Origin of the sequence: Serratia sp. CY27727 (genome assembly GCF_052169275.1) — a bacterium.
Lineage (GTDB): Bacteria > Pseudomonadota > Gammaproteobacteria > Enterobacterales > Enterobacteriaceae > Serratia > Serratia sarumanii.
The window spans coordinates 310,538-330,830 of the sequence record NZ_JBJNLB010000004.1 but is presented as its reverse complement, the minus strand read 5'-3'; the positions used below and the strand labels follow the sequence as shown (position 1 = coordinate 330,830).

The 20,293-nt window shown below is 58.8% G+C and carries 21 protein-coding genes; 16 read left to right on the top strand and 5 right to left on the bottom strand.

Annotation, left to right across the window (positions count from 1 at the left end; translation table 11 throughout):
• Positions 1-136 precede the first annotated feature (136 nt).
• The 11 genes from ACJ8HB_RS14085 (at position 137) to ACJ8HB_RS14035 (ending at position 10,904) form a co-directional block, all read left to right on the top strand.
• Positions 137-1,765 (top strand): ShlB/FhaC/HecB family hemolysin secretion/activation protein, encoded by a 1,629-nt coding sequence (locus tag ACJ8HB_RS14085; protein ID WP_052133438.1) that lies wholly within the window; start codon positions 137-139, stop codon positions 1,763-1,765.
• A gap of 85 nt (positions 1,766-1,850) precedes the next feature.
• Positions 1,851-3,668: a DUF2341 domain-containing protein gene (locus ACJ8HB_RS14080; RefSeq protein ID WP_223307157.1), complete on the top strand. Its 1,818-nt coding sequence runs from the start codon at positions 1,851-1,853 to the stop codon at positions 3,666-3,668.
• Positions 3,668-4,093 (top strand): ExbD/TolR family protein, encoded by a 426-nt coding sequence (locus ACJ8HB_RS14075; RefSeq protein ID WP_047567712.1) that lies wholly within the window; start codon positions 3,668-3,670, stop codon positions 4,091-4,093. Before ACJ8HB_RS14080 ends, ACJ8HB_RS14075 begins: the two co-directional genes overlap by 1 nt.
• 20 nt (positions 4,094-4,113) lie before the next feature.
• Positions 4,114-4,836 (top strand): energy transducer TonB, encoded by a 723-nt coding sequence (locus ACJ8HB_RS14070; protein WP_047567711.1) that lies wholly within the window; start codon positions 4,114-4,116, stop codon positions 4,834-4,836.
• Positions 4,837-4,881: 45 nt separating this feature from the next.
• Positions 4,882-6,585, top strand: coding sequence for a putative porin (locus ACJ8HB_RS14065; RefSeq protein ID WP_047567709.1), 1,704 nt, complete (start codon positions 4,882-4,884; stop codon positions 6,583-6,585).
• Positions 6,586-6,685: 100 nt separating this feature from the next.
• On the top strand, positions 6,686-7,282 hold the full coding sequence (locus ACJ8HB_RS14060) for a hypothetical protein (RefSeq protein WP_047567708.1): 597 nt from the start codon (positions 6,686-6,688) through the stop codon (positions 7,280-7,282).
• A gap of 29 nt (positions 7,283-7,311) precedes the next feature.
• Complete coding sequence (locus ACJ8HB_RS14055) at positions 7,312-7,812, top strand: YbjN domain-containing protein (protein ID WP_047571632.1); 501 nt, start codon at positions 7,312-7,314, stop codon at positions 7,810-7,812.
• Between the two features lie 70 nt (positions 7,813-7,882).
• On the top strand, positions 7,883-8,869 hold the full coding sequence (locus ACJ8HB_RS14050) for a peptidylprolyl isomerase (RefSeq protein ID WP_080298829.1): 987 nt from the start codon (positions 7,883-7,885) through the stop codon (positions 8,867-8,869).
• A complete protein-coding gene (locus ACJ8HB_RS14045) occupies positions 8,863-9,297 on the top strand; it encodes a hypothetical protein (RefSeq protein WP_052133436.1) in 435 nt (144 codons plus the stop codon). The genes ACJ8HB_RS14050 and ACJ8HB_RS14045 overlap by 7 nt, the downstream gene beginning before the upstream one ends.
• Positions 9,298-9,300: 3 nt before the next feature.
• On the top strand, positions 9,301-10,266 hold the full coding sequence (locus ACJ8HB_RS14040) for a LysR family transcriptional regulator (protein ID WP_080298828.1): 966 nt from the start codon (positions 9,301-9,303) through the stop codon (positions 10,264-10,266).
• A 245-nt stretch (positions 10,267-10,511) separates the two neighbouring features.
• A complete protein-coding gene (locus tag ACJ8HB_RS14035; protein ID WP_033638399.1) occupies positions 10,512-10,904 on the top strand; it encodes a nuclear transport factor 2 family protein in 393 nt (130 codons plus the stop codon).
• On the opposite strand, the gene ACJ8HB_RS14030 is transcribed toward ACJ8HB_RS14035, so the two are convergent.
• Complete coding sequence (locus ACJ8HB_RS14030) at positions 10,901-11,170, bottom strand: hypothetical protein (protein ID WP_004938382.1); 270 nt, start codon at positions 11,168-11,170, stop codon at positions 10,901-10,903. The two genes, ACJ8HB_RS14035 and ACJ8HB_RS14030, sit on opposite strands and share 4 nt — an antisense overlap.
• A gap of 198 nt (positions 11,171-11,368) precedes the next feature.
• On the opposite strand from ACJ8HB_RS14030, the gene ACJ8HB_RS14025 reads away from it, so the two are divergent.
• Both ACJ8HB_RS14025 and ACJ8HB_RS14020 read left to right on the top strand, forming a co-directional pair.
• Positions 11,369-11,680: a hypothetical protein gene (locus ACJ8HB_RS14025; RefSeq protein ID WP_072021626.1), complete on the top strand. Its 312-nt coding sequence runs from the start codon at positions 11,369-11,371 to the stop codon at positions 11,678-11,680.
• Between the two features lie 23 nt (positions 11,681-11,703).
• Complete coding sequence (locus tag ACJ8HB_RS14020) at positions 11,704-12,084, top strand: nuclear transport factor 2 family protein (RefSeq protein WP_033638401.1); 381 nt, start codon at positions 11,704-11,706, stop codon at positions 12,082-12,084.
• Positions 12,085-12,091: 7 nt separating this feature from the next.
• Here ACJ8HB_RS14020 and ACJ8HB_RS14015 read toward each other — a convergent pair whose 3' ends face one another.
• Positions 12,092-12,472, bottom strand: a complete 381-nt coding sequence (locus tag ACJ8HB_RS14015; RefSeq protein ID WP_041037983.1) for a RidA family protein — start codon at positions 12,470-12,472, stop codon at positions 12,092-12,094.
• Positions 12,473-12,654: 182 nt separating this feature from the next.
• Between ACJ8HB_RS14015 and ACJ8HB_RS14010 the strand changes: the two genes are divergently transcribed.
• The gene (locus ACJ8HB_RS14010) at positions 12,655-13,509 is read left to right on the top strand and encodes an aminoglycoside phosphotransferase family protein (protein ID WP_079656472.1); all 855 of its coding nucleotides are present in this window, start codon (positions 12,655-12,657) and stop codon (positions 13,507-13,509) included.
• On the opposite strand, the gene ACJ8HB_RS14005 is transcribed toward ACJ8HB_RS14010, so the two are convergent.
• Positions 13,474-13,977, bottom strand: coding sequence for a cupin domain-containing protein (locus ACJ8HB_RS14005; protein ID WP_033638403.1), 504 nt, complete (start codon positions 13,975-13,977; stop codon positions 13,474-13,476). The two genes, ACJ8HB_RS14010 and ACJ8HB_RS14005, sit on opposite strands and share 36 nt — an antisense overlap.
• A gap of 100 nt (positions 13,978-14,077) precedes the next feature.
• On the bottom strand, positions 14,078-15,265 hold the full coding sequence (locus ACJ8HB_RS14000; RefSeq protein WP_094860115.1) for a benzoate/H(+) symporter BenE family transporter: 1,188 nt from the start codon (positions 15,263-15,265) through the stop codon (positions 14,078-14,080).
• A gap of 115 nt (positions 15,266-15,380) precedes the next feature.
• On the opposite strand from ACJ8HB_RS14000, the gene ACJ8HB_RS13995 reads away from it, so the two are divergent.
• Together ACJ8HB_RS13995 and ACJ8HB_RS13990 are read left to right on the top strand one after the other, a co-directional pair.
• The gene (locus ACJ8HB_RS13995) at positions 15,381-15,944 is read left to right on the top strand and encodes a helix-turn-helix domain-containing protein (protein ID WP_033648200.1); all 564 of its coding nucleotides are present in this window, start codon (positions 15,381-15,383) and stop codon (positions 15,942-15,944) included.
• 194 nt (positions 15,945-16,138) lie between these two features.
• On the top strand, positions 16,139-18,232 hold the full coding sequence (locus ACJ8HB_RS13990; RefSeq protein ID WP_094860116.1) for a prolyl oligopeptidase family serine peptidase: 2,094 nt from the start codon (positions 16,139-16,141) through the stop codon (positions 18,230-18,232).
• Positions 18,233-18,308: 76 nt separating this feature from the next.
• Here the strand turns inward: ACJ8HB_RS13990 and dtpA are convergent, their stop codons facing one another.
• On the bottom strand, positions 18,309-19,823 hold the full coding sequence (dtpA, locus tag ACJ8HB_RS13985; protein WP_033638407.1) for a dipeptide/tripeptide permease DtpA: 1,515 nt from the start codon (positions 19,821-19,823) through the stop codon (positions 18,309-18,311).
• Between the last annotated feature and the right edge of the window lie 470 nt (positions 19,824-20,293).

Below are 20,293 nucleotides of genomic sequence, written 5' to 3'. Positions count from 1 at the left end.
CATCGCCAACCGTCTAGATAGTGTCAGTTGATATCGGTGAGGCATGTGGGCCGATTCAGCACCAGGTTGCGGCTCTTGCTCATAACTCACGAGCAAGGTGTCAGCGGTTGATGCCATCAAGAACAGAGTTCATCCAATGCATGACATTGATAAGAATAATCGGTGGGTTGTTTGCCTGAGCATGCTGGCGGTAACCCTGCCTGCGATGTCGTCAGCGGCTACCGAATCGCCGTCCGCCGTCGCGTCGGAAACCGTCGTCGACGCTGCGCAAGCGCCTCGGGTCAATATTAATGAATATATCGTGCGCGGCAATACGGTGCTCAGCGCCCGCGAGATAGAAAAGGCGGTCTACCCGTTTTTAGGGCCGCAACGCACACTGGCGGATGTGGAAAGCGCTCAGCAGGCATTGCAACAGATCTATCACAGCAAAGGTTATCAATCCGTTTATGTCGCGCTGCCTGAACAGCAGGTCAGCGGCGGAGTGGTCTATCTGCAAGTCACCGAAACCCGCGTTGGCCGGGTGCGCGTGGTGGGCGCTAAGTATCATTCACCGCTGGCGATCCGCGATGAGGTGCCTGCGCTGGCTGAAGACAAGGTGCCCAACTTCGGTAAAGTGCAAGACGAGTTAAGCGCGGTGAATCGCAGCGGTGAACGCCAGGTGACGCCAACGGTAAAAGAAGGAGTGGTGCCCGGGACCATGGATGTCGACCTGAACGTCGACGACAAGAACCCCTGGGGTGGCAGTCTGACGTTGAACAACGACTACAGTGCCGATACCAAGCGGTTGCGGGCCATCGCGTCTTTGAGCAATTCCAATCTGTGGCAGAAAGGGCACAGCGCTTCGCTGACCTTCTTCACCGCGCCGGAGAAGACCGATAACGCCAAAGTCTGGTCAGCCAGTTACAGCCTGCCACTGAGCGAACAATGGGCGCTGCGTTTCTCCGGATACCAGTCGGACAGCGACGTGGCGACGGTGGGCGGCACCAACGTGTTGGGTAAAGGGCACTCTTATGGCGCGACGACGATCTACACCTTGCCGTCCGGCGGCGAGTGGACTCATCAACTGAGTCTGGGGCTGGAGTTTAAAGATTTTGATGAAAACGTGATGTACGGCGGCGTCGAAGACCGGGTACCGCTGAAGTATGCACCTTTTACCTTCGGATATAGCGGCTACTACTTCAACGATCGGCGGCAGGGCAACCTCAGTCTCAGCATCGTGACCGCTACCAGCGATTTTCTCCATTACGGCAGCGACTACGACGAGTTTGATCGCAAGCGCTATCGCGCCAGTAAAGATTTCGCTTTGCTGAAAGGGGACGCAGGTCTGACGGAAGCGCTCGGCGGCGATTGGCTGTTGGCGGTAAAAAGCGCGTTTCAGATCGCCTCCGGCCCGTTGGTTTCCAATGAGCAATTCTCAGCGGGTGGCGCCACATCGGTGCGCGGCTATCTCGCGGCGGAACAGTCCGCCGATGATGGAGTGATGGGCAGTGTGGAGCTACGCACGCCTTCATTCTCTTCCTGGGTGGGTTCACCGGTTACCGAGTTACGTCTGCACGCGTTTACAGATGCGGCGCAGCTGTGGTTACGCGATGCGCTGCCCGAACAGAAAGACAGTTTCAACATGGCCAGCGTTGGCGTAGGAGCCAGCGCTGCGATTTCCGACTGGCTATACGGCAATGTCGATCTGGGATTGCCGCTGATTGAAGGGCCCAACACCGGGAAGAACGACCCGCGCGCGCAGTTCAGCGTCAGCGCGAATTTCTAATTATTCGGGGTGTGCGAATGAACACCGTCATTACCAACACAGCGCTATTTCGGAGTGTTTGACCATGCAACGCTTATTGATGTTATTGCTCGTTTGTCTAAGCACGCTATTGACGCCGTTAGCGGCGCAGGCCTGGTGGCAGGAAGACTGGAGTTACCGCAAGCAGATTTCCGTCGATACCACCGCGGAAGGGGCTGCGTTAAATGACCGTATCGGGCGTGTACCGTTGCTGGTGCGCTTGCATACCGGCAACTTCGCGTTTGATGGCACGCAGGAGAAAGGCGCGGATTTGCGCTTCGTCGCCGCCGATGACAAGACCGTGCTGAATTATCAGATAGAAAGCTTCGATCCGTTGCTGGGGGTGGCCTACATATGGGTCGATGCGCCGGATGTCGCGGGTGGACAGCGGCAGGACATCTGGATGTATTACGGCAACGCGAAGGCGCCCGCCACGGTCAACGGCCAGTTGACCTTCGATCCCGATTATACCCTGGTGTACCACTTTGACAGTGCGCCGGGCGCTGCGCCGCGCGATACCACGGCGTATGCGAACAATGCGCAAACAGCGCCGGGCGGCATTGTCGACGGTGTCCTGGGACATGCCGCGCAGTTTACCGGCGGTGAGCCGATGATGATCCCGGCGTCACCTTCGTTAGCGGTGCCGGCAGCGGGCAGCTTTACCTTAAGCGCCTGGATCCGTGCCGATCAGCCGAGTGGAGAGCAGTTGATCTATGCGCGCCGCGATTCCGGCAATTCATTCCTGATCGGCCTGGCGGAGGGAAGTCCGTTCGTGGAAGTTAACGGGCAACGCAGTGCGGCGGCGCAGCCGATCGGCGAGGCGCAATGGCAGCATCTTGCTGCGGTCGCCGGCGCGGACGGCGTCACGCTGTATCTGAATGGCCAGCCGGTGAGCACGCTGGCGCTGGCTTTGCCGCCTTTGAATACGATCGCCGCCGTCGGCGGTGATGTCGCAAGCGTACCGACACAGGAAGGCGCTGTCGCCCCACCAGAGAATGGTGTTGCGCTAGATCATCGGGCGTTTATCGGTGCGATTGATGAACTGCGGCTGTCGAAAGTGGCGCGCCCGGCGGCTCTGCTGATGGCTGATTATCTGGCGCAGGGGGCGGATTCGAAACTGGTGGTCTATGGCGTCGACGAAAAGCAGTCCGGTTTCGGATTCGGCAGCCTTGGGTTCCTGCTGAACGCGGTGCCCGTGGATGCCTGGGTAATCATCGCCATCCTCTGCCTGATGATGGCCCAATCCTGGGTGATCATGGTGCGTAAAAATCGCAACGTCAGCCGCGTCGAAGAAGCCAACAAAAACTTCCGCGAGGTCTTTGCCGATGTCGGCACGCGTTTGGAGGCGTTGGCCGACGACGCGCCGTTGGCCAACCGGCTGCAGCACTCCACGCTATGGCGAATTTACGCTGTGGCAGTGCACGAGTTGCGCGTCCGCCGCAGCCAGTCGGGCGGACGAGTGATGACGGTTTCGCTAGCTACGCTGGAGGCGATTCGCGCGTCTATGGACTCTGTGCGTACGGAAGAGAACCGCAAGTTGGGCGCGCGCATGGGTATTTTGTCCAACGCTATCGCCGGTGGGCCGTATATCGGTCTGTTGGGAACGGTGCTGGGCATTATGGTGGTGTTTCTTGGCACGGCGATGGCGGGGGACGTGAACATTAATGCGGTGGCGCCCGGTATGGCGGCGGCGTTGCTGGCGACCGCGATGGGACTGTTGGTCGCTATACCCGCCCTGTTTGGCTACAACCGGCTGGTGGCGCGTAATCGCAACGTCAGCGCCGACATGCGCGTGTTCCTCGACGAGTTCATTGCACGCATGGCTGAAGTGTACGGCTCCGAAGGTCGTGAACCGTCCCCTGCAGCGGCAGGAGGGGAGCGCTAATGGCCTCGATGAACCTTTCCCATGACGATGAGGATAACGACGGCCCGGTAGATGGGATCAACATCACTCCGTTGGTCGATGTGCTGATGGTGGTGCTGGTGATGTTCATCCTGACGGCCACGGCGCAGATCGCCGGTATTCAGGTCAATCTGCCGAAGGCCAGTGCGTCGGTCTCTTTATCGGAACAAAAAACCAAGGCCATTTCGGTGAACGATGCCGGACAGGTTTTTCTCGACGCCTATCCGGTCACCTTGCCCGAACTGGAAGATCGTTTACGCACTGAGAAAGCGTTGAACCCGAATTTTCCGGTGATCGTGCGCGGCGACGCCGGGGTGCAATACCAAAAGGTGGTTGAGGTGCTCGATCTGTTGCGTCGCCTCGAGCTGTCTCAGGTGGGGCTGGTGACGGGCAAACCCCGTCAATAAAAATGAGTTCGGGGAAAAACATGTTGTTTAACTCAAAACAAACGAACCAGCCGGCTGAGCCTAGGGTTAAGCGTTCGCCGAAGTTTTACCTTTGGCTGGCGCTTGCCGTAGCGCTGGTGGCGGTGGTGGGAACGTTTATCTGGCAATGGGCCAATGAGATGAGCGGGGTTCGGCGTGAGACGCCGAAGGTACCGATGATCATTCCTTTGCCGCCACCGCCGCCACCGCCACCGGAACCGCCGAAACAGCCGGAACCGGAACCGGAAAAAGTCGTGGAGCCGGAACCGCCGCCGGAGCCGAAGCCCGTTGAGGAACCCAAACCGCAGGAAGAAGCGCCAAAGCCGGCTGACGATCTGGCCAAGGCGATGGAGATGGACGGCGCCGCGCAAGCGGGCGGCGACGCTTTCAACATCGGCGCCGGTTCGGGAAGCGGCATGAGCGGTAGCGGCGGTGGTGGCGGGATAGGTAATGCGACCTACGGCCAATATTTGTCGCACGTCTTTCAGAAGGTCCTGCGTGAGGACGAGAACACGCGGATGTTGAGTTTCCGGCTGCAGCTCAATCTGTGGCTGAACGAGTCCGGACAAGTAACACGTGTGGACATCGTGAAGTCCAGCGGCGAACGGGATATCGACGAGAAGGTCGTCGCCGCATTGCGGCGCGTGCCGGCGATGACGCAAAAGCCCCCGAAGTCGCTGTCGTTGCCAGTGCGAATTTTATTACAGGGGCGGCGCCCAGGCTGACCTATTACCACTTATGAATCGTATTATTGCGGGAGCAGCGTGAAAATGAATTTCCAGCTTAATGGTGTGGCAACGTGGGTTGCCGTAAGCCTGGCTCTGTCTGCGGGGTCGGCGTTGGCGGCCCCTTCGGAAAACGCCACGGTTAATTTGATCCGGCTGTTGGTCAAGCAGGGCGTGTTGACCAAGGAACAGTCCGAAACGCTGGTGCGCCAGGCGGAGGAGGAGGCGCAGCAGGCGCGTCAGCGGCAGCCGCGCACCGCGGTGGCCGCTGACGCAGGGTCTGACGTGCAGCCGGGCGATGTACGTGTGCCCTATATTCCGGAAACCGTGCGCGATCAAATTCGCGACGAGGTTAAAGGGGAAGTGATCGCCCAGGCGAAGTCAGAGAATTGGGCGGCGCCGAATACTTTCCCGGACTGGGCTTCACGCATTAAAGTGACCGGTGATGTGCGAACGCGCAACGAATCGCGTTTTTATTCCGGCGCGAACAGCGATCAGGTCATCGATTTTAATGCGTTGAATGACGGTGAGCCGTATGACGTCAATACTATGACCAGCTCTTCACTGCCGCCGTTGCTGAACACGCGTAAAAATCGTGAGAATCGCTTCCGCGTGCGTGCGCGGCTGGGCGTCGAGGCCGCGCTGAGCGATAACTGGAGCAGTGCCGTTCGTGTTGCGACAGGCAGCGACGATAGCCCAGTCTCCACTAACCAGACGCTGGGCGATAATTCGAGCAAGAAAAACATTTGGTTGGATCGTGCCTGGATCGGTTGGCATTCGTCGAATAACGTCTGGGACGTAAAGCTCGGCCGTGCGGCTAACCCGTTCGTTTCTACGGATATCCTCTTTTCCAACGAGTTGAATCTGGATGGCGTTGCGCTGAGTGCATCGCATCTGAAGGTGGCGGACAACGCCAGCCTGTTCGGCACGCTGGGCGCTTTCCCATTGGAATACGGTTCCGACTCCTGGCCTTCGCGCAGCCAAAATAAAGGCAAGAGTGAAGACAAGTGGCTATTCGGCGCTCAGGTTGGTTCCGAGTGGCAAATCAATGAGACCAATAAATTGCGCGGTGCATTGGCCTATTACTACTTCGATAATATTGAAGGACAGCGCTCGTCATCCTGCAGCTTGTATACTGGCGATCCCGCCTGCGATACGGACTGGTCGCGCCCTGGTTTCATGCAAAAGGGCAACACGTTGTTCCTGTTACGCAATATTGCGCTGGACCCCAATAATCCGCAACAAACGCCGCTGCCGCAATACGTCGGTCTGGCTTCCGAATTTAATCTGCTGGATGTGAACCTGATTTGGGATACCGAAACCTTTAACGCGCTGAAACTGCGCCTGCAGGGTGACTATGTGCGTAACCTGGCCTATGACGAGAGCAAAATGCGCCGGCGTTCCGAGGGGCAGATCATCAATAACCTGAACGGCGATGGCGCAGTGCAAAGTGGGGCGAATGCCTGGATGGTGCAGGCGGTGCTCGGCCGCTCTATGGATATGAGCCATGAAGGCGATTGGAATGTGTACGCCGGTTATAAATACATTCAGCCGGATGCCCTGCCGGACGCTTACAACGATTCCAGTTTCCATCTGGGTGGTACCAATGCCAAAGGGTATTACCTAGGCGCCAATTATGCACTGACCGGCAATGTGTCGGTGGAAGGGCGCTGGAGCAGTTCGGATGAGGTTTACGGCGATCCTTTATCGATCAACGTCTTCCAGCTGGATCTTAACGCGCGTTTCTGACGCTGATGAACGGTGAGGGAAAAGAGGCATGAATGAGCAACGTTTTCGTCTCCCATTCTGGTGGGGGTGTTTGCTAGCGGTACTGTTGTCGGAGATTTTAATGCCAGGATCGGCCTCGGCCGTGGAACAGACCATGGAGGAGCGTCTGCGCGCGCAGCTACGCAACACGAACCAACAATTGCAAGCGATGCAATCGGGGCAGGCGCAACTGCAGGCGGCGCGCAACGCTGCGGAAGCCCAGCTGAAAGCGGCGCAGGCTCAGGTGAAGCAATTGCAGACGGAGTTGGAACATGCGCAGAACCAGGGTAAGGCGCTGGCGCAACAGCAGGATAGCGTACGCAACCAGGCCAGCGAACAAATCGCCGCCAGCCGACAACAGGCGGGGCAATACAAGCAAGCTTACGATGAACTGTTGGTGTTGGCGCGAGGGAAAGAGGCGGAACGGGTCAACTTACAGACTCGTTTTCAGCAGCAGCAGATGGCGTTGGCCTCTTGCACGGTCAAGAACCAGAAACTGTATGCCCTGGGTAAGGAGGTGCTGACGGAATATGAAAGCCTGGGCACTGGCAGTCTGTTGAAAATGCGGCAGCCGTTCGCCACCTCTTCGCGCGTCAAGTTTGATGAAATTGCACAATCTTACGGCGATCGGCTCTATGAAAATCGCGCCGATGCGCGCCAGACGACGCAACAACCCTAATTCCCATGCAACTAAAGAGAGCCAATGCGATGAGTGCACATGACATGATAGAGAGTGTTACTTCCCCGTTATTGACGGAAATGCTGCAGTCGGCGGGATACCGAACCAATGAAACGGAACTGAATGGCGTAATGCAATTGCTCAGCGCCAGCCAGGGAGTGGGGTTTAGCCTGCGGTTCGGTAATCCGGGCCAAGCGTTGGGTGAATACCTGGACTTCACGCTGAGCACCGCCCTGCGTATCGATGGGGTCTTGCCGGAGGGGCTGGTCGCGCAATGGAACCACTCCAGGCGTTTCTCACGCTTGACGGAACAGAACGGTTTTCTGGTGCTGGAAACGGATGTGATGGTTGCCGGTGGCGTAAGCCGCGGTTATTTGCAGGCGACGCTCGAGCTATGGGACCGCTTGCTGCAGGAGTTTCTGTTGTATTTGCGTAATACGATTCATTCGGTAAATGAAAAAGAACCTGCCACCGTCGAAGAGCCCGATCCCGCGCTGCCGCAAACGTTGCGCAGTGAGTTAGCTTCGTAACGATGGGAACCCGCCGTGCGGTGGGAACCTGATCGTGAGTTATTTCCGGAAAAATGGGGACAGGCAAAGTATGTCGATGAAAGAAAGGGGCCGGCGTCGTCGTGTCGTTATCGGTTTGGTGGGAGGAGGAATAGGCATTGCCGTTCTGGTCGGCGTCATGGCGCTGCGGCCCACTACGGTGGAAAGCGTCGCATCACGCGAGCAGCCGGTCAAATCTCTCAGCCCGGTGGCGAGTCTGGGAGCCGTGTCCGTGGCGTCGACGGAATTGCGTCAATGGTTGGCAGGCTTGACGCCGGCCTGGCGTAACGCACTGGCGGAAAAAGCCGAGCTCAGAGACCAATGGCTGAAGGAGCGGCTGGCCGAAAAAGCGCTGGTGGCCGAAGCTAAAGCCAAAGGCTGGGAACAAAACGAACAGGTTCACGCCGCGATTGCGGCGGCGACGCAGCAGATCCTGTTGCGCAGCTATCTTGATGCCGTGAGCCAACCACCGCAAGAGTACCCTTCGCAGCAGGAGTTGACGGAGGCTTATGAGCAGGCAAAGAGTCGCTTGCAGATCCCGGAACGTTTTCATTTAAGGCAGATTTTTTTAGCCGCATCGGCTGAGGATATGTCGTCTCTGAATTCGGCTCGCACTCTGGCGAATCAGTTGGTGAAAGAAGCTAAGGCGAAGGACGCCAATTTCGCCGATCTTGCACGCCGCTATTCGCAGGATCCGCAAACGGTGGTGCAAGGCGGTGATCTGGGCGAGTTGCCGTTACAACAGCTGTTGCCAGAAGCCCGTTCGGCGGTCTCGGCGCTGAAACCCGGCGAGGTGTCGGCGGCCATTCAGTCGGCATCAGGCTTTCATATCATCAAGCTGGAAGGCGTCACACCGGCGCGCACCGCGACGGAAAATGAAGTGGTACCGCAGTTGCGCAGCGCGTTGCGTCAACAACGGCAGGCGCAACTGGCGCAACGTTATCTGCAGAACATGGTTGGGACAGCGACGCTGAATATCGACGGTGCGGCCTTGAGCGCCATCATGGCATCCCCCTGTACGATGGAAGACCTATGTTGATGAAAAGCATGTTCTGGCGTTCGTGGTGCCGCCGTATTGTGGACGGAATGGCTTTGCTGGGCGGCGTAGCGGCCACGCGGTCGGAGACCGACAAGCATAGCGCATGGCATGAGTACGCGCTGTTTGTTGGCGCTGCATTTCAACGGATGCTGGCCGATGATAAGCCGGCCGTTAAGCGGTTCCATACGTTTTTCGACGATTGGTCAATCAGGAATAGTGGGGGGATACCGCCTTCGATCATCATTCGCGTTTGGTTGGATGAGGAGGGGGGCGTTGCACGCCTGGATACCGTGTCAGTATTGGAAGAAAGACAGGCAATAACGGCGGATTTGCAGCAGATTTTGACGGCGCGTCCAATCGACAAACGTCCTCCTGCAGGCATGCCGATGCCTTTGCTTGTGCGACTGTGGCTGACGTATAGGGAATGATCGATGCCACGATATAAAGAGCAGCGGGAGGGGGGGGCCGAGACACAGGACGAGATGGAAAATGTGCTGTCAAACGTCACGTGGAAGGTCATCTTTGATGAAGATGACCTGGCCGCACGCAAGTTTGCGGCTGTGGCGCGCAGCGGCAGCCTGAAAAAAGTCTCCCGCCAGTTCGGTGTGCGCGTCGATAAGCTGCGCGATGAATTAACTCTGCTTGAATCGCGAGTGGGGTATAAGTTGTTCGTGCGCAATAAGAGCATCCTCGAACTCACACCAGTTGGTCGGCGGATTTATGCTCTGTTGCATGCCTCGACATTGTCCGGTTTGAATGTGGCGTCCGCAACAATAAAAATATCGGTGTCGCCGCTGTTGTTGGATGGTTTTTTGCTGCGGCCGCTGATTTCCTGGTTGCGCAAAAGCGCCGGTGAAAAAGTCGTGACGCTGATTCCCGATTGCCCGTATGAAGACGATGCAGATATTCGCGTATGGCTCAGTCAACCCGGCGAAGTTTCGAGCCTGAATCAGCATGTGGCGGGGAAACGGCTGGCCCCGTTGCCGTTTATGCCTTTTATTGCCAGCAGTTACGCCAGTAAACTGATATTGCCGCATTGTCTTGACGATCTGAATGACTATATGTTGATTCATTATCAGGGATATCAGGAATACCCGGCGCTTGACCCCTGGAATCATTTCATCGCGCACCGCAGGCATTCGGTAATGCACGTCTCCTCCTATACGGCGGCGAAGGAGCTGATTCGCTGGGCCGGCGTAATCGGCCTGTTGCCGGCGCAACTGCCGCAGTTCAATAGCAATTTTTTACCGTTACCTGACCTGTTTCCACAACTGATGGCATTGGACGTTTGGATTGGGCTAACGCTGCGCGCGGAAAGAGAACCGGAAATTTGCAGGGTGTTTAAACTGTTTGAGGCTGGCTTGCTTAATGCCATCAACGAAAACAACTCGCGGTAGCTATGTAATAGGTTTTATTGACAGAGAGAGTTGTTGGGTAGAAGGGAAAAAGTGAGATGACTGCGTGACGTTCGTTATGTATTGGTTGCTATTGTTTACTAAAGTGCAACCCACTATTGTCATAACTGCGGTTTTTGCAGCGAAACAAGCAACCTAGAATAGCCGCATTCCGCCGTCTCCGCTTGGTGAGAGCCTGTGTCCGCGGAGATGGCCGGAATATCCTCATCAGCCATGGGAGAAGAGATATGCCAACCCCTCTTGAAATAGTGCGCGCAACCTATGAAGGCAGCTCCGAAGAAAACGGCCGTAATCTGCTGGCGGCGCTGGCCCCCGATGCCGAGTGGACCGAAGCCGCCGGTTTCCCCTACGCCGGTACCTATATCGGCCCGGAGAACATCATCAAGAACGTGCATCAGCGCCTGGGCAGCGAGTGGCAAGGTTACCGCGCCGATGTCGACCACTTTTACGACGCCGGCGACAATGTGATCGCGCAAGGTTTTTATCACGGCACCTACCGGGCCACCGGCAAATCCTTCAGCGCCTCTTTTGCGCATATTTATACGCTGCGCGGCGGCAAAATCGTGAAGTTCGTGCAGATCGTCGACAGCGCCAAAGTGCTGGAAGCGATGCAGCCTTAATCGCCGCTGCGCTTGCCGAATTTGCGGTCGAACTCGCGCCGGTAACCCCGGGCCTTGTTGCGATCGCGGATCCACAGATAGCCGCACACCAGCGCAACCGCTCCCGAGAAGGTGACGTTGCGCATATCCCGGTCATACCAAAACACCAGCAGCGCATCCAGCGCCGCAATCAGCGCGATCCATTTATACATATGGGATTGACGCCGCGTGGCGGCGTTGAGTCGCTTTAACTGTCTGGCTTCGTCCAACACCGGTTTTTGCTGCATAGCGTTTCGTTATCATCAGGCTGTTCACGCTAAATTAGCAGAATTTCCCTCACCGTCGCAAAGATTAACGCGCGGTGCCATGCGGTTTTCCCCGCCGCTGGCGCGGGGCAGAAAATTTGTGCCGGACGCTTGAATTGTCCATTGGGCGTGGTAGGTTATTTATTCGCTATTTTTGGGTTTTTATTCAATGGGGGAATGATGATTGTAAGAACTTGGCATGGCTGCGTTCCCTTAAAATATCAACAAGGTTTTGCGGATCATTTAGTTGTCACAGGTGTGCAGCACGCTAAGGCCATTGCTGGGAATTGCGGTGCTTTTGTACGACAGGAAATCCAGGGGGAATATGCTCATTTTTTCCTTGCCACCTATTGGGAATCTCTGGCGGCAGTAAAAGATTTTGCCGGTGAAGAATATCAGATTGCAGTGACCTATCCCGATGATGAGCGTTTTTCTTTGATTTCAGATCCCTATGTATTTCACCATCAGGTAGAAGAAATTGCTGCGCTATGACTTTAAAACAGCAGGAGGATGTGATGAACGATAAAACGGCACGCCCGCAGGATGTGGTTCAGCAACAGCTTGACGCCTATAACGCCCGCGACATCGACGCCTTCATGGCCTGCTGGGCGGACGACGCGCAGTATTACGAGCATCCCGACACGCTGCTGGCCAGCGGCAAGGCGGCGATCCGCGAACGGCATCTGGTGCGTTTCCAGGAGCCGAGTCTGTACGGTGAACGGATAAAACGCATGGCGGTGGGGAACATGGTGGTCGATCAGGAAGTGGTGACACGGAACTTCCCGCAGGGGCGCGGCAAAATGGATGTCATCGCCATTTACGAAGTGGAACAGGGGCGGATCGCCAAAGCCTGGTTCAAGATCGGCCCCTGCGTGCCGGATGAGGGCGCGCTCTAGCCGCGCATTATTGCAACGCCATCACCGCTTCTATCTCTACGCACACCTGCGGTGAAAACAACGCGCTGACCGCCATCAGTGAACAGGCCGGCAGCGCGCCATCGAAATAGTCAAACAGCACCGGGCGCACGCCCGCCAGATCGGCGATGTCGGTCAGGAACACGCTGATTTTAATCAACGCTTTAAGATTAACGCCTTCGCTGGCGGCGATAGTGGCTAACTGCTCGAGGATCTCTTGCGTTTGCTCCGGCGCGCTCAAGCCTTGCGCGTCGGTGGCGAAGGCCGTCAATCCCGATACGTACAGGCGATCGCCGTGGCGCACCGCATGCACATAGGGGCCGCCCGGCGTAGGTAACTGCGGATAATTCGTGCGTTTTAATGATGTCATGATCAAACCCCGCGCAAGACCGGTTAATAAAATCGACAAACTTGGTTAGGATACTGAGGAAACGGCGGCCAGACGCCGCGCACCGATGATATTTGAGAGTATCATCCCTCTTTATTTTATACGCCGTCTCTCACCCGAATGTGACAGTGCGGCGCAGCTCGGCCACAAGGACGCATGAGACGATGAACCCGCTTTTTACTCCCTACCTGCAACGCTGGCAACTGGAACAGGACGGCAAAGCCTTCGAAACCCACAGCAGTCTGCTGATGCCGGTGCGTTACCGGGGCGAGGCGGCGATGCTGAAGATCGCCCGCGAGCAGGAGGAGCGCTTCGGTGGCCAACTGATGTGCTGGTGGCGTGGGAAAGGCGCCGCGCAGGTGCTGGCGTGGCATGACGACGGCATTCTGCTGGAGCGCGCGCAGGGTGAAGGCTCGTTGGCGCAGCTGGTGCGTGACGGCGACGATGAGCAGGCCACGCAAATCCTGTGCCGGGCGATTGCCGCCTTGCATGCGCCGCGAGCGGAACCGTTGCCCGAGCTGATCCCGCTGCAGGAGTGGTTCAGCTCACTGTGGCCGGCGGCGCAGGCGCACGGCGGCATGCTGCGTCTCTGTGCCACGGCGGCGGCGGAATTGCTGAACAGCCCGCGAGAAGAGAGCGTGCTGCACGGCGATATTCACCATGACAACGTGCTGGACTTCGGCGAACGCGGCTGGCTGGCGATCGATCCCAAGCGTTTGTACGGCGAACGGGGCTTCGACTACGCCAATATCTTCTGCAATCCCAACTACGGCATCGCCACCGATCCGGCCATTTTCCAGCGCCGCGTGGAACAGGTCTGTCGCTTGGCCGGGCTGGATCGCCGGCGCTTGCTGCAATGGATCCTGGCCTGGTCGGGGCTCTCCGCCGCCTGGTTCATGGAAGACGGGCAGGCGGCGGACATTGACTTTCGCGTCGCCGAGCTGGCGGCGCGCGCGCTGGATCTCCCGCTGCCGGGCGGCGACTCAGGGTTCATCCTGCCAGTAATCGAGCGAGGTTGAAGGGCGCTGCAGGTAGCGCACCTGCTGGCCGTCTGCGCCGCGCGCCATCGCCTGGTATTTGCCGGAATCCGGGTACATCACCAGCTCCGGCTGTTCGCGCGTGCTGACGGACAGGTACTTCAGCGGCGCATCGGAGGTGTTGATGATCTGGTGCGGGTATTCCGGGCCCGGCGGAATGAAGATGACATCCCCGCTGACGATCGGCAGCATTTCTCCGGCCACCCGCAGCGTACCGCTGCCTTCCAGAATGATGAACATTTCCTCCTGCGCGTAGTGAAAATGGTAGGGGCAGGAGCGCATACCCGGCGCGACACAATCGAAAGAGGCGCCCAGCTTGTCGGCGGCGGTGCCGGTGCCGAGGCGAGCGCCGACGCTGTCATACAGCGGCGGCCGCCGATCGTGCCGCTTATCTACTCGTTCGACATTGCGTATCAGGCGCTGAGCCAACAGCGCAGCTTTCTCAGTCATAGGCTTCCTTGGTGACGGCGTCACTTATTTTGTGAATTGATCTCAAGACGACAGAGAAAGTGAAGGCGCCATGGCGGCACTTGTCAATGTAGACCGCCCGTTATGCTTGGCTTGTTCGCTGCGGCAGCGACAGCAGCAGATGGGCGATCGCGCCGCCGACGATGCCCCAGAAGGCCGAACCGATGCCCAGTAACGTGACGCCGGAGGCGGTGATGAGGAAGGCGATCAGCGCCGCGTCGCGCTGTTTCTCATCATGCAGCGCGCGCTGCAGGCTGCCGCCGATGGTGCCGAGCAGCGCCAGCCCGGCGATGGTGTGGATCAGGGCGAGGGGCAACGCGCTGAACAGCAGGCCGATGGCGCCGCCGAACAGCCCGGCCAATAGGTAGAAGCCGCCGGCGGCCACCGCGCCCATATAGCGGCGCTGCGGATCGGGATGCACGTCCGGGCCCATGCAGATGGCGGCGGTGATCGCGGCGATGCACACCGAGAATCCGCCGAACGGCGCCAGCAGCAGCGCGGTGAGCGCCGTCCAGGCGATCAGCGGTGAGGTGGGGACGCGGTAGCCCGCCGCCCGCAGCGTGGCGATGCCAGGCGCATTCTGCGAAGCCATGGTCACCACGAAGAACGGCACGCCGATGCCCAGCAGCGTCGGCCAGCTGAAGTGCGGCGCGATAAATTCCGGCATGGCAAACGCCGGCGCGTGTTGTGCCGGCTGGATATTGCCCTGCAGCGCGGCGATCGCCAGCCCGGCCGCCAGCGTCAGCACGATGGCGTAGCGCGGCAGATAACGGCGGCTGAGCAGATAGGCCAGCCCCATGCCGGCGCTCAGCGGGAAATTGAGCTGCAGCGAAGCGAAGGCGTCCAGCCCGAAACGCAGCAGGATCCCCGCCAGCATCGCGGCGGAAATCGCCTGCGGAATATAGTCCATCAGGCGGGCGAACAGCCCGGTGACGCCGCACAGCAGGATCAGACCGGAAGCGAAGATAAACACCCCGATCGCCTCGTTGATCGGCGTACCGGGCAGGCTGGTGACCAGCAGCGCCGCGCCGGGCGTCGACCAGGCGGTGAGGATAGGAGTGCGATAGTAAAGCGACAGTCCCAGCGAGGTGACGCCCATCGCGATCCCCAGCGCGCTCAGCCAGCCGCCGATCTGCGCCGGTGTGGCGCCCGCGGCGGCGGCGGCCTGGAAAATGATCGCGGCAGAGCTGGTGTAACCCACCAGAACGGCGACAAAGCCGGCCATGACGGCGGGCAGGGTCAGATGGCGCAGGGAGAGGGCTGGGCGCATGAGAAGCTCCAATTGGTGGTTGTGCGTTATAACGCACGATGAGAAATCAGCATAGCACCGTGCGCTATAGCGCACAAGCGGGTATAATCGAGCCCGACATGCAGAGGAGAACAGGATGCAGGAACTTGCCGGCCATTTGGCGCACACCCTTCGCACGCTGCGTGCACAGCGCGGCTGGAGCCTGACGCAGGCGGCGGAATACACCGGCGTCAGCAAGGCGATGCTCGGGCAGATCGAACGCGGCGAGTCCAGCCCGACGGTGGCGACGCTGTGGAAGATCGCCACCGGTTTCAACGTGGCGTTCTCCGCTTTTCTTGAGGCGTCGCCCGCGCAGCAGCAGGCGACGCTGCACCGCTACGGCGATCTGCCGGTGTACGATCAGGACAACGCCGACATGCGCGTGGTGCCGTTGTTTCCCTACGATCGCCAGCTGGGTTTCGATATGTTCGTCATCGATCTTGCGCCGGGCGCGCTCAGCGAGTCGTCGCCCCATGAGCCGGGCGTGATCGAGCATGTGATCGTGATCAGCGGCCGGTTGGAGTTGGCGATAGAGGGCGAATGGCACAGCCTGGCCGCCGGCGAGGCGATGCGCTTTCAGGCCGATCGGCCGCACGCTTACCGCAACGCCAGTTCACAAACGGTGCGTATTCACGATCTGATCCACTATCCTCAATCCTGACTCAACGCGGCGGCCGTGGGCTTTGACTCCGCGCCGCCAAACGCCTACCTTGTTGAAAATGACTCTTATTTCAAAGGCTGTCGCCCACGACGGGGCGGCGTTGCAGCCGACTCAAAAGGAGCTTGATTTTGCCGGTCACCAATCGACGTCAGTTTATTAAACTCAGTGCGCAAACCGCAGGAGCCGTATTCGCAATGACTTCATTACCCAACAGTATCCGCCTGGCGATGGCGGCGGAGGGCGGCGCGGCCGCCGGCGATGAATTCCTGTGGCTGGAAGAGCTGCAGGGTAAAAAAGCGCTGCAATGGGTGCAGCAGGAAAATCAGCGCACCGTGGCGCGTTTCGGCCAGGGCGAAGACTTTCAGCGCATTGAGCGCGAGGTGCTGGATATCCTCAATAAAGACACCCAGATCCCGTGGGTGAGCAAGCGCGGCGAGTACTATTACAACTTCTGGCAGGACCAGGCCAACCCGCGCGGCCTGCTGCGGCGCACCACGCTGGACGAGTACCGCAAGGCCAAACCGGCCTGGGAAACGGTGCTGGATATCGATGCGTTGGGCAAGGCGGAGGGCAAGGATTGGGTTTATCAGGGCTCGCAGCCGCTGGCGCCGGAATACCGCTATTGCCTGATGCAGCTGTCGCCGGACGGCGGCGACGCCACCGAAATCCGCGAATTCGATCTGGTGGCCAAACGCTTCGTCAAGGACGGCTTCAACGTGCCGGTGGCGAAAAGCCGGGTCTCCTGGGTCGATCGGGACACGCTGTTCATCGCCACCGATTTCGGCCCCGGATCGATGACCCAGTCCGGCTACGCGCGCATCGCCAAACGCTGGCGGCGCGGCACGCCGCTGAGCGCCGCCGAAACGCTGTACGAAGCGCAGCCCGAGGACATGGCGGTCTTCGCCTATCACGATCGCACGCCGGGCTTTGAGCGCGATTTCGTCGGCCGTAGCCTGGACTTCTATCGCCGCGACTACTTCTTGCTGGCTCAGGACGGCCGGCAGATCAAAATCGACATCCCGGCCGACGCCGAGCTGGATACGCACCGTGAATGGCTGCTGATTAAACCGAGCAGCGACTGGGAGGTGGGCGGCAAGCGCTATCCGTCCGGCGCGCTGTTGGCGGCCAACTTCGATGACTATCTGGCGGGCAAGCGTGAGCTGCAGCCGCTGTTTATCCCAACGGCGGAGCAGGCGCTGAGCGGCTACAGCGGCACCCGCGATCACCTGATCCTCAGCATCATGGATAACGTGGTCAACCGGCTGGAAGTGCTGACGCCGAAGGGCGGCAGTTGGCAACGTCGCCCGCTGGGCAACCCCGGCGCCATCAGCACCATTTCCGCCGGCGGCATCGACGAAGAGAGCAACGCCTATTTCCTGACCGTCAGCGGGTTCCTGCAGCCGACCTCGCTGTACATGGGCAATCTCGACGGCGGTGAGGCGACGTTGCTGAAACAGGCGCCGCAGGATTTTGACGCGTCAGGCTACCGGGTGAGCCAGCATTTTGCGCGCTCCAAGGATGGCACCCGCGTGCCGTACTTCCAGATTGCCGCCAAAGATCTCAAATCGGACGGCAGCACGCCGACGCTGCTGTATGGCTACGGCGGGTTTGAGGTGCCGCTGCTGCCGGGCTATCTCGGCGGCAAGGCGCCGGCCTGGCTGGAGCGCGGCGGGGTGTACGTGGTAGCCAACATCCGCGGCGGCGGCGAATACGGCCCGGCCTGGCACCAGGCAGCGCTCAAGCAGAATCGCCATCGCGCCTACGAGGATTTCGCCGCCGTGGCCGAAGATCTTATCGCACGCAAGGTGACCTCGGCGCCGCATTTGGGGGCGCGCGGCGGCAGCAACGGCGGCCTGTTGGTGGGCAATATGCTGACGCAGTATCCGCAGCTGTTCGGCTGCATCGTCTGCGAAGTGCCGCTGCTGGACATGCAGCGTTATACCCAGCTTTCCGCCGGCGCGTCGTGGATCGCCGAATACGGTGACCCGAGCAAGCCGGGGGAGTGGGCCTACATCAAGACCTTCTCGCCGTACCACAACATTCAGGCGCAGACGGCCTATCCGCCGGTGCTGTTCTATACCGCCACCAGCGACGATCGGGTCAACCCGGCCCACGCCCGTAAAATGGCGGCGCGCATGCAGGCGATGGGGTATCAGCAGGCTTATTTCTACGAGAATACCGAAGGCGGGCACAGCGCCGCCGCCGACAAGCAACAGGCGGCGTTCCACAGCGCATTGGTGAGCGAGTTCATGTGGGCCAACCTGAGCGGCAAACCCAAGTCAGCGTAAGCCTTTTTCTTGCAGGCATAAAAAAACACCGGGGCGTTAACTCCGGTGTTTTTATTTACGCTCAATCTGCCGGCGATCAGCGAGCCGCGGTGGCTTCCTGCGCTTTCTGATTGGCGTCTTCGGTGGTGTCCAGCGTCATGCGGTACAGCTTCGGCGCGGTCAGCATCATCAGGATAGCGATGACGGCGGTGACGATACCGATCTGCATAAACACATGGCTGTAGATGGCCAGCGAAGCGTGCGCGTCGTTGATGTCGCTCGGGACGGCGGTCAGACCGGCAACCTTACCGGCGATCAGCGCGGCGGCGGCGGTAGTCAGGAACCAGGAGCCCATGATGAAGCCCATCAGGCGCTGCGGCACCAGCTGCGCCACCATCGCCAGGCCCAGGCCGGAAATCATCAGCTCGCCGATGCTCTGCAGCGCGTAGCTCAGGATCAGCCAGTTGACCGACACGATGCCCTGTTCGTTGGCGAAGCTGGCGCCCCACGGCAGCACCAGGAAGGCGCAGGAGCAGAGGATCATGCCGAAAGCGAACTTGTGCGGCATCGGCAGGCGATCGCCCATTTTGTTATACAGCGCCGCCAGAATCGGGCTGGCGAGCATGATCCAGAATGGGTTCAGCGCCTGATACTGCTCCGGCTCGAAGGCGACGCCGAAGATGCTGTGTTCCACGTTGTGGATGGCGAAGAAGTTCAGCGAGGTTGGCATCTGGCTGTACAGCACGAAGAACACCACCGCTTCCAGCATCAGCAGGAAGGCGACGATCATCTTGCGGCGAGCGGCGCCGTGCAGGGCGAAGGTTTCCTTGGCGAACACCAGAACGATGCCGGCGGAAACCAGGGCCAGCGCCCAGCGCGCGATCACCTGGTTGTGCAGCAGCCAGCTGGACACGGCGATCAACGCCACGATGCCGACCAGCACCATCAGCAGTTTCGGCAGATGCAGCGGCTTGAAGTCAGGCTTGGAACCGTTTTCCTTCACCCACTTGCGGCACATCATAAAGTTGACCAGGGTGATCAGCATGCCGACCACGCTCAGCGAGAACGCCACGCTCCAGCCGTATTTCGCCGCCAGCCACGGAGTGGCCAGCATAGAGAAGAAGGAGCCGATGTTCACCGACATGTAATACATGGTGAAGGCACCGTCGAGACGCGGATCGTCTTTCTCATAGCAGGTGGACAACAGGGAGGACGGGTTGGCCTTGAACAGACCGCTGCCCACGGCGATGGTCGCCATGCCCATGTAGACCCAGAAGATGTCGTGGCCGGAGTAAGCCACCATGGCGTAACCGGCGGCCAGCACCAGCGCGCCGAGCACGATCACGCGTTTGGCGCCCAGCACTTTGTCGCCCAGCCAGCCGCCGATGGCGACGAAACCGTATACCAGGGCGCTGAAGGAAGAGAACAGGGTGATGGAGTCGGCTTCGCTCATGCCGAGCATCTTGACCAGATAAACCGCCATGATGCCCTGCAGGCCGTAGTAGCCGAAACGCTCCCACAGTTCGATCGAGAAGATCAGATAGAACGCTTTCGGTTGTTTGAACGCGTTAAGGCTCACGCTCTCCGGATGTTGGTTGTTTGCTGTTGACACTGGTACCTCTGTTTTTTCGCAGCCCGTCTTTGGAGGACGGGAAAGTACAAAAGTTGATGCGGAACGGCATCCTTTTGCGTTGTTATAGGATGGGGACGGCGGTTAATGTTCACTATCTTTGTCAACGAGGCAAGCAGTTTGTCATATTCGGTTACATTTAACGCCCGCAGGATTATGCCGCGATGTTGCAAATGTTATGCAGTATTAACTTTCGGGTTTTAATGGTTTGCCGATTTTTTGTTTTGATTAAAAGCTATACGAATTTTAAACAGGGATATATTCTGCTGAATTGCTATTTTTTAGCGCATCAGTGTAGGTGAGGTTATTAATCCGTTGGAATGTTGTGCACATGGCGCGTTTTGTAAAATTATAGAAATTTGGGAAAACGAGACTGGCATTTGTGAACGCCTTGTGATCCTGAAAGCGTGACGTTCACCGCAATTTTCGACTAATTTTTCGCTTGAAAATAA

Coding starts and splice junctions, on each gene's coding strand:
- ACJ8HB_RS14085 (WP_052133438.1), top strand. CDS start 137: ATGCATGACATTGATAAGAATAATCGGTGGGTTGTTTGCCTGAGCATG.
- ACJ8HB_RS14075 (WP_047567712.1), top strand. CDS start 3,668: ATGGCCTCGATGAACCTTTCCCATGACGATGAGGATAACGACGGCCCG.
- ACJ8HB_RS14070 (WP_047567711.1), top strand. CDS start 4,114: ATGTTGTTTAACTCAAAACAAACGAACCAGCCGGCTGAGCCTAGGGTT.
- ACJ8HB_RS14065 (WP_047567709.1), top strand. CDS start 4,882: ATGAATTTCCAGCTTAATGGTGTGGCAACGTGGGTTGCCGTAAGCCTG.
- ACJ8HB_RS14060 (WP_047567708.1), top strand. CDS start 6,686: ATGCCAGGATCGGCCTCGGCCGTGGAACAGACCATGGAGGAGCGTCTG.
- ACJ8HB_RS14055 (WP_047571632.1), top strand. CDS start 7,312: ATGAGTGCACATGACATGATAGAGAGTGTTACTTCCCCGTTATTGACG.
- ACJ8HB_RS14050 (WP_080298829.1), top strand. CDS start 7,883: ATGTCGATGAAAGAAAGGGGCCGGCGTCGTCGTGTCGTTATCGGTTTG.
- ACJ8HB_RS14045 (WP_052133436.1), top strand. CDS start 8,863: ATGTTGATGAAAAGCATGTTCTGGCGTTCGTGGTGCCGCCGTATTGTG.
- ACJ8HB_RS14040 (WP_080298828.1), top strand. CDS start 9,301: ATGCCACGATATAAAGAGCAGCGGGAGGGGGGGGCCGAGACACAGGAC.
- ACJ8HB_RS14035 (WP_033638399.1), top strand. CDS start 10,512: ATGCCAACCCCTCTTGAAATAGTGCGCGCAACCTATGAAGGCAGCTCC.
- ACJ8HB_RS14030 (WP_004938382.1), bottom strand. CDS start 11,170: ATGCAGCAAAAACCGGTGTTGGACGAAGCCAGACAGTTAAAGCGACTC.
- ACJ8HB_RS14025 (WP_072021626.1), top strand. CDS start 11,369: ATGATTGTAAGAACTTGGCATGGCTGCGTTCCCTTAAAATATCAACAA.
- ACJ8HB_RS14020 (WP_033638401.1), top strand. CDS start 11,704: ATGAACGATAAAACGGCACGCCCGCAGGATGTGGTTCAGCAACAGCTT.
- ACJ8HB_RS14015 (WP_041037983.1), bottom strand. CDS start 12,472: ATGACATCATTAAAACGCACGAATTATCCGCAGTTACCTACGCCGGGC.
- ACJ8HB_RS14010 (WP_079656472.1), top strand. CDS start 12,655: ATGAACCCGCTTTTTACTCCCTACCTGCAACGCTGGCAACTGGAACAG.
- ACJ8HB_RS14005 (WP_033638403.1), bottom strand. CDS start 13,977: ATGACTGAGAAAGCTGCGCTGTTGGCTCAGCGCCTGATACGCAATGTC.
- ACJ8HB_RS14000 (WP_094860115.1), bottom strand. CDS start 15,265: ATGCGCCCAGCCCTCTCCCTGCGCCATCTGACCCTGCCCGCCGTCATG.
- ACJ8HB_RS13995 (WP_033648200.1), top strand. CDS start 15,381: ATGCAGGAACTTGCCGGCCATTTGGCGCACACCCTTCGCACGCTGCGT.
- ACJ8HB_RS13990 (WP_094860116.1), top strand. CDS start 16,139: ATGACTTCATTACCCAACAGTATCCGCCTGGCGATGGCGGCGGAGGGC.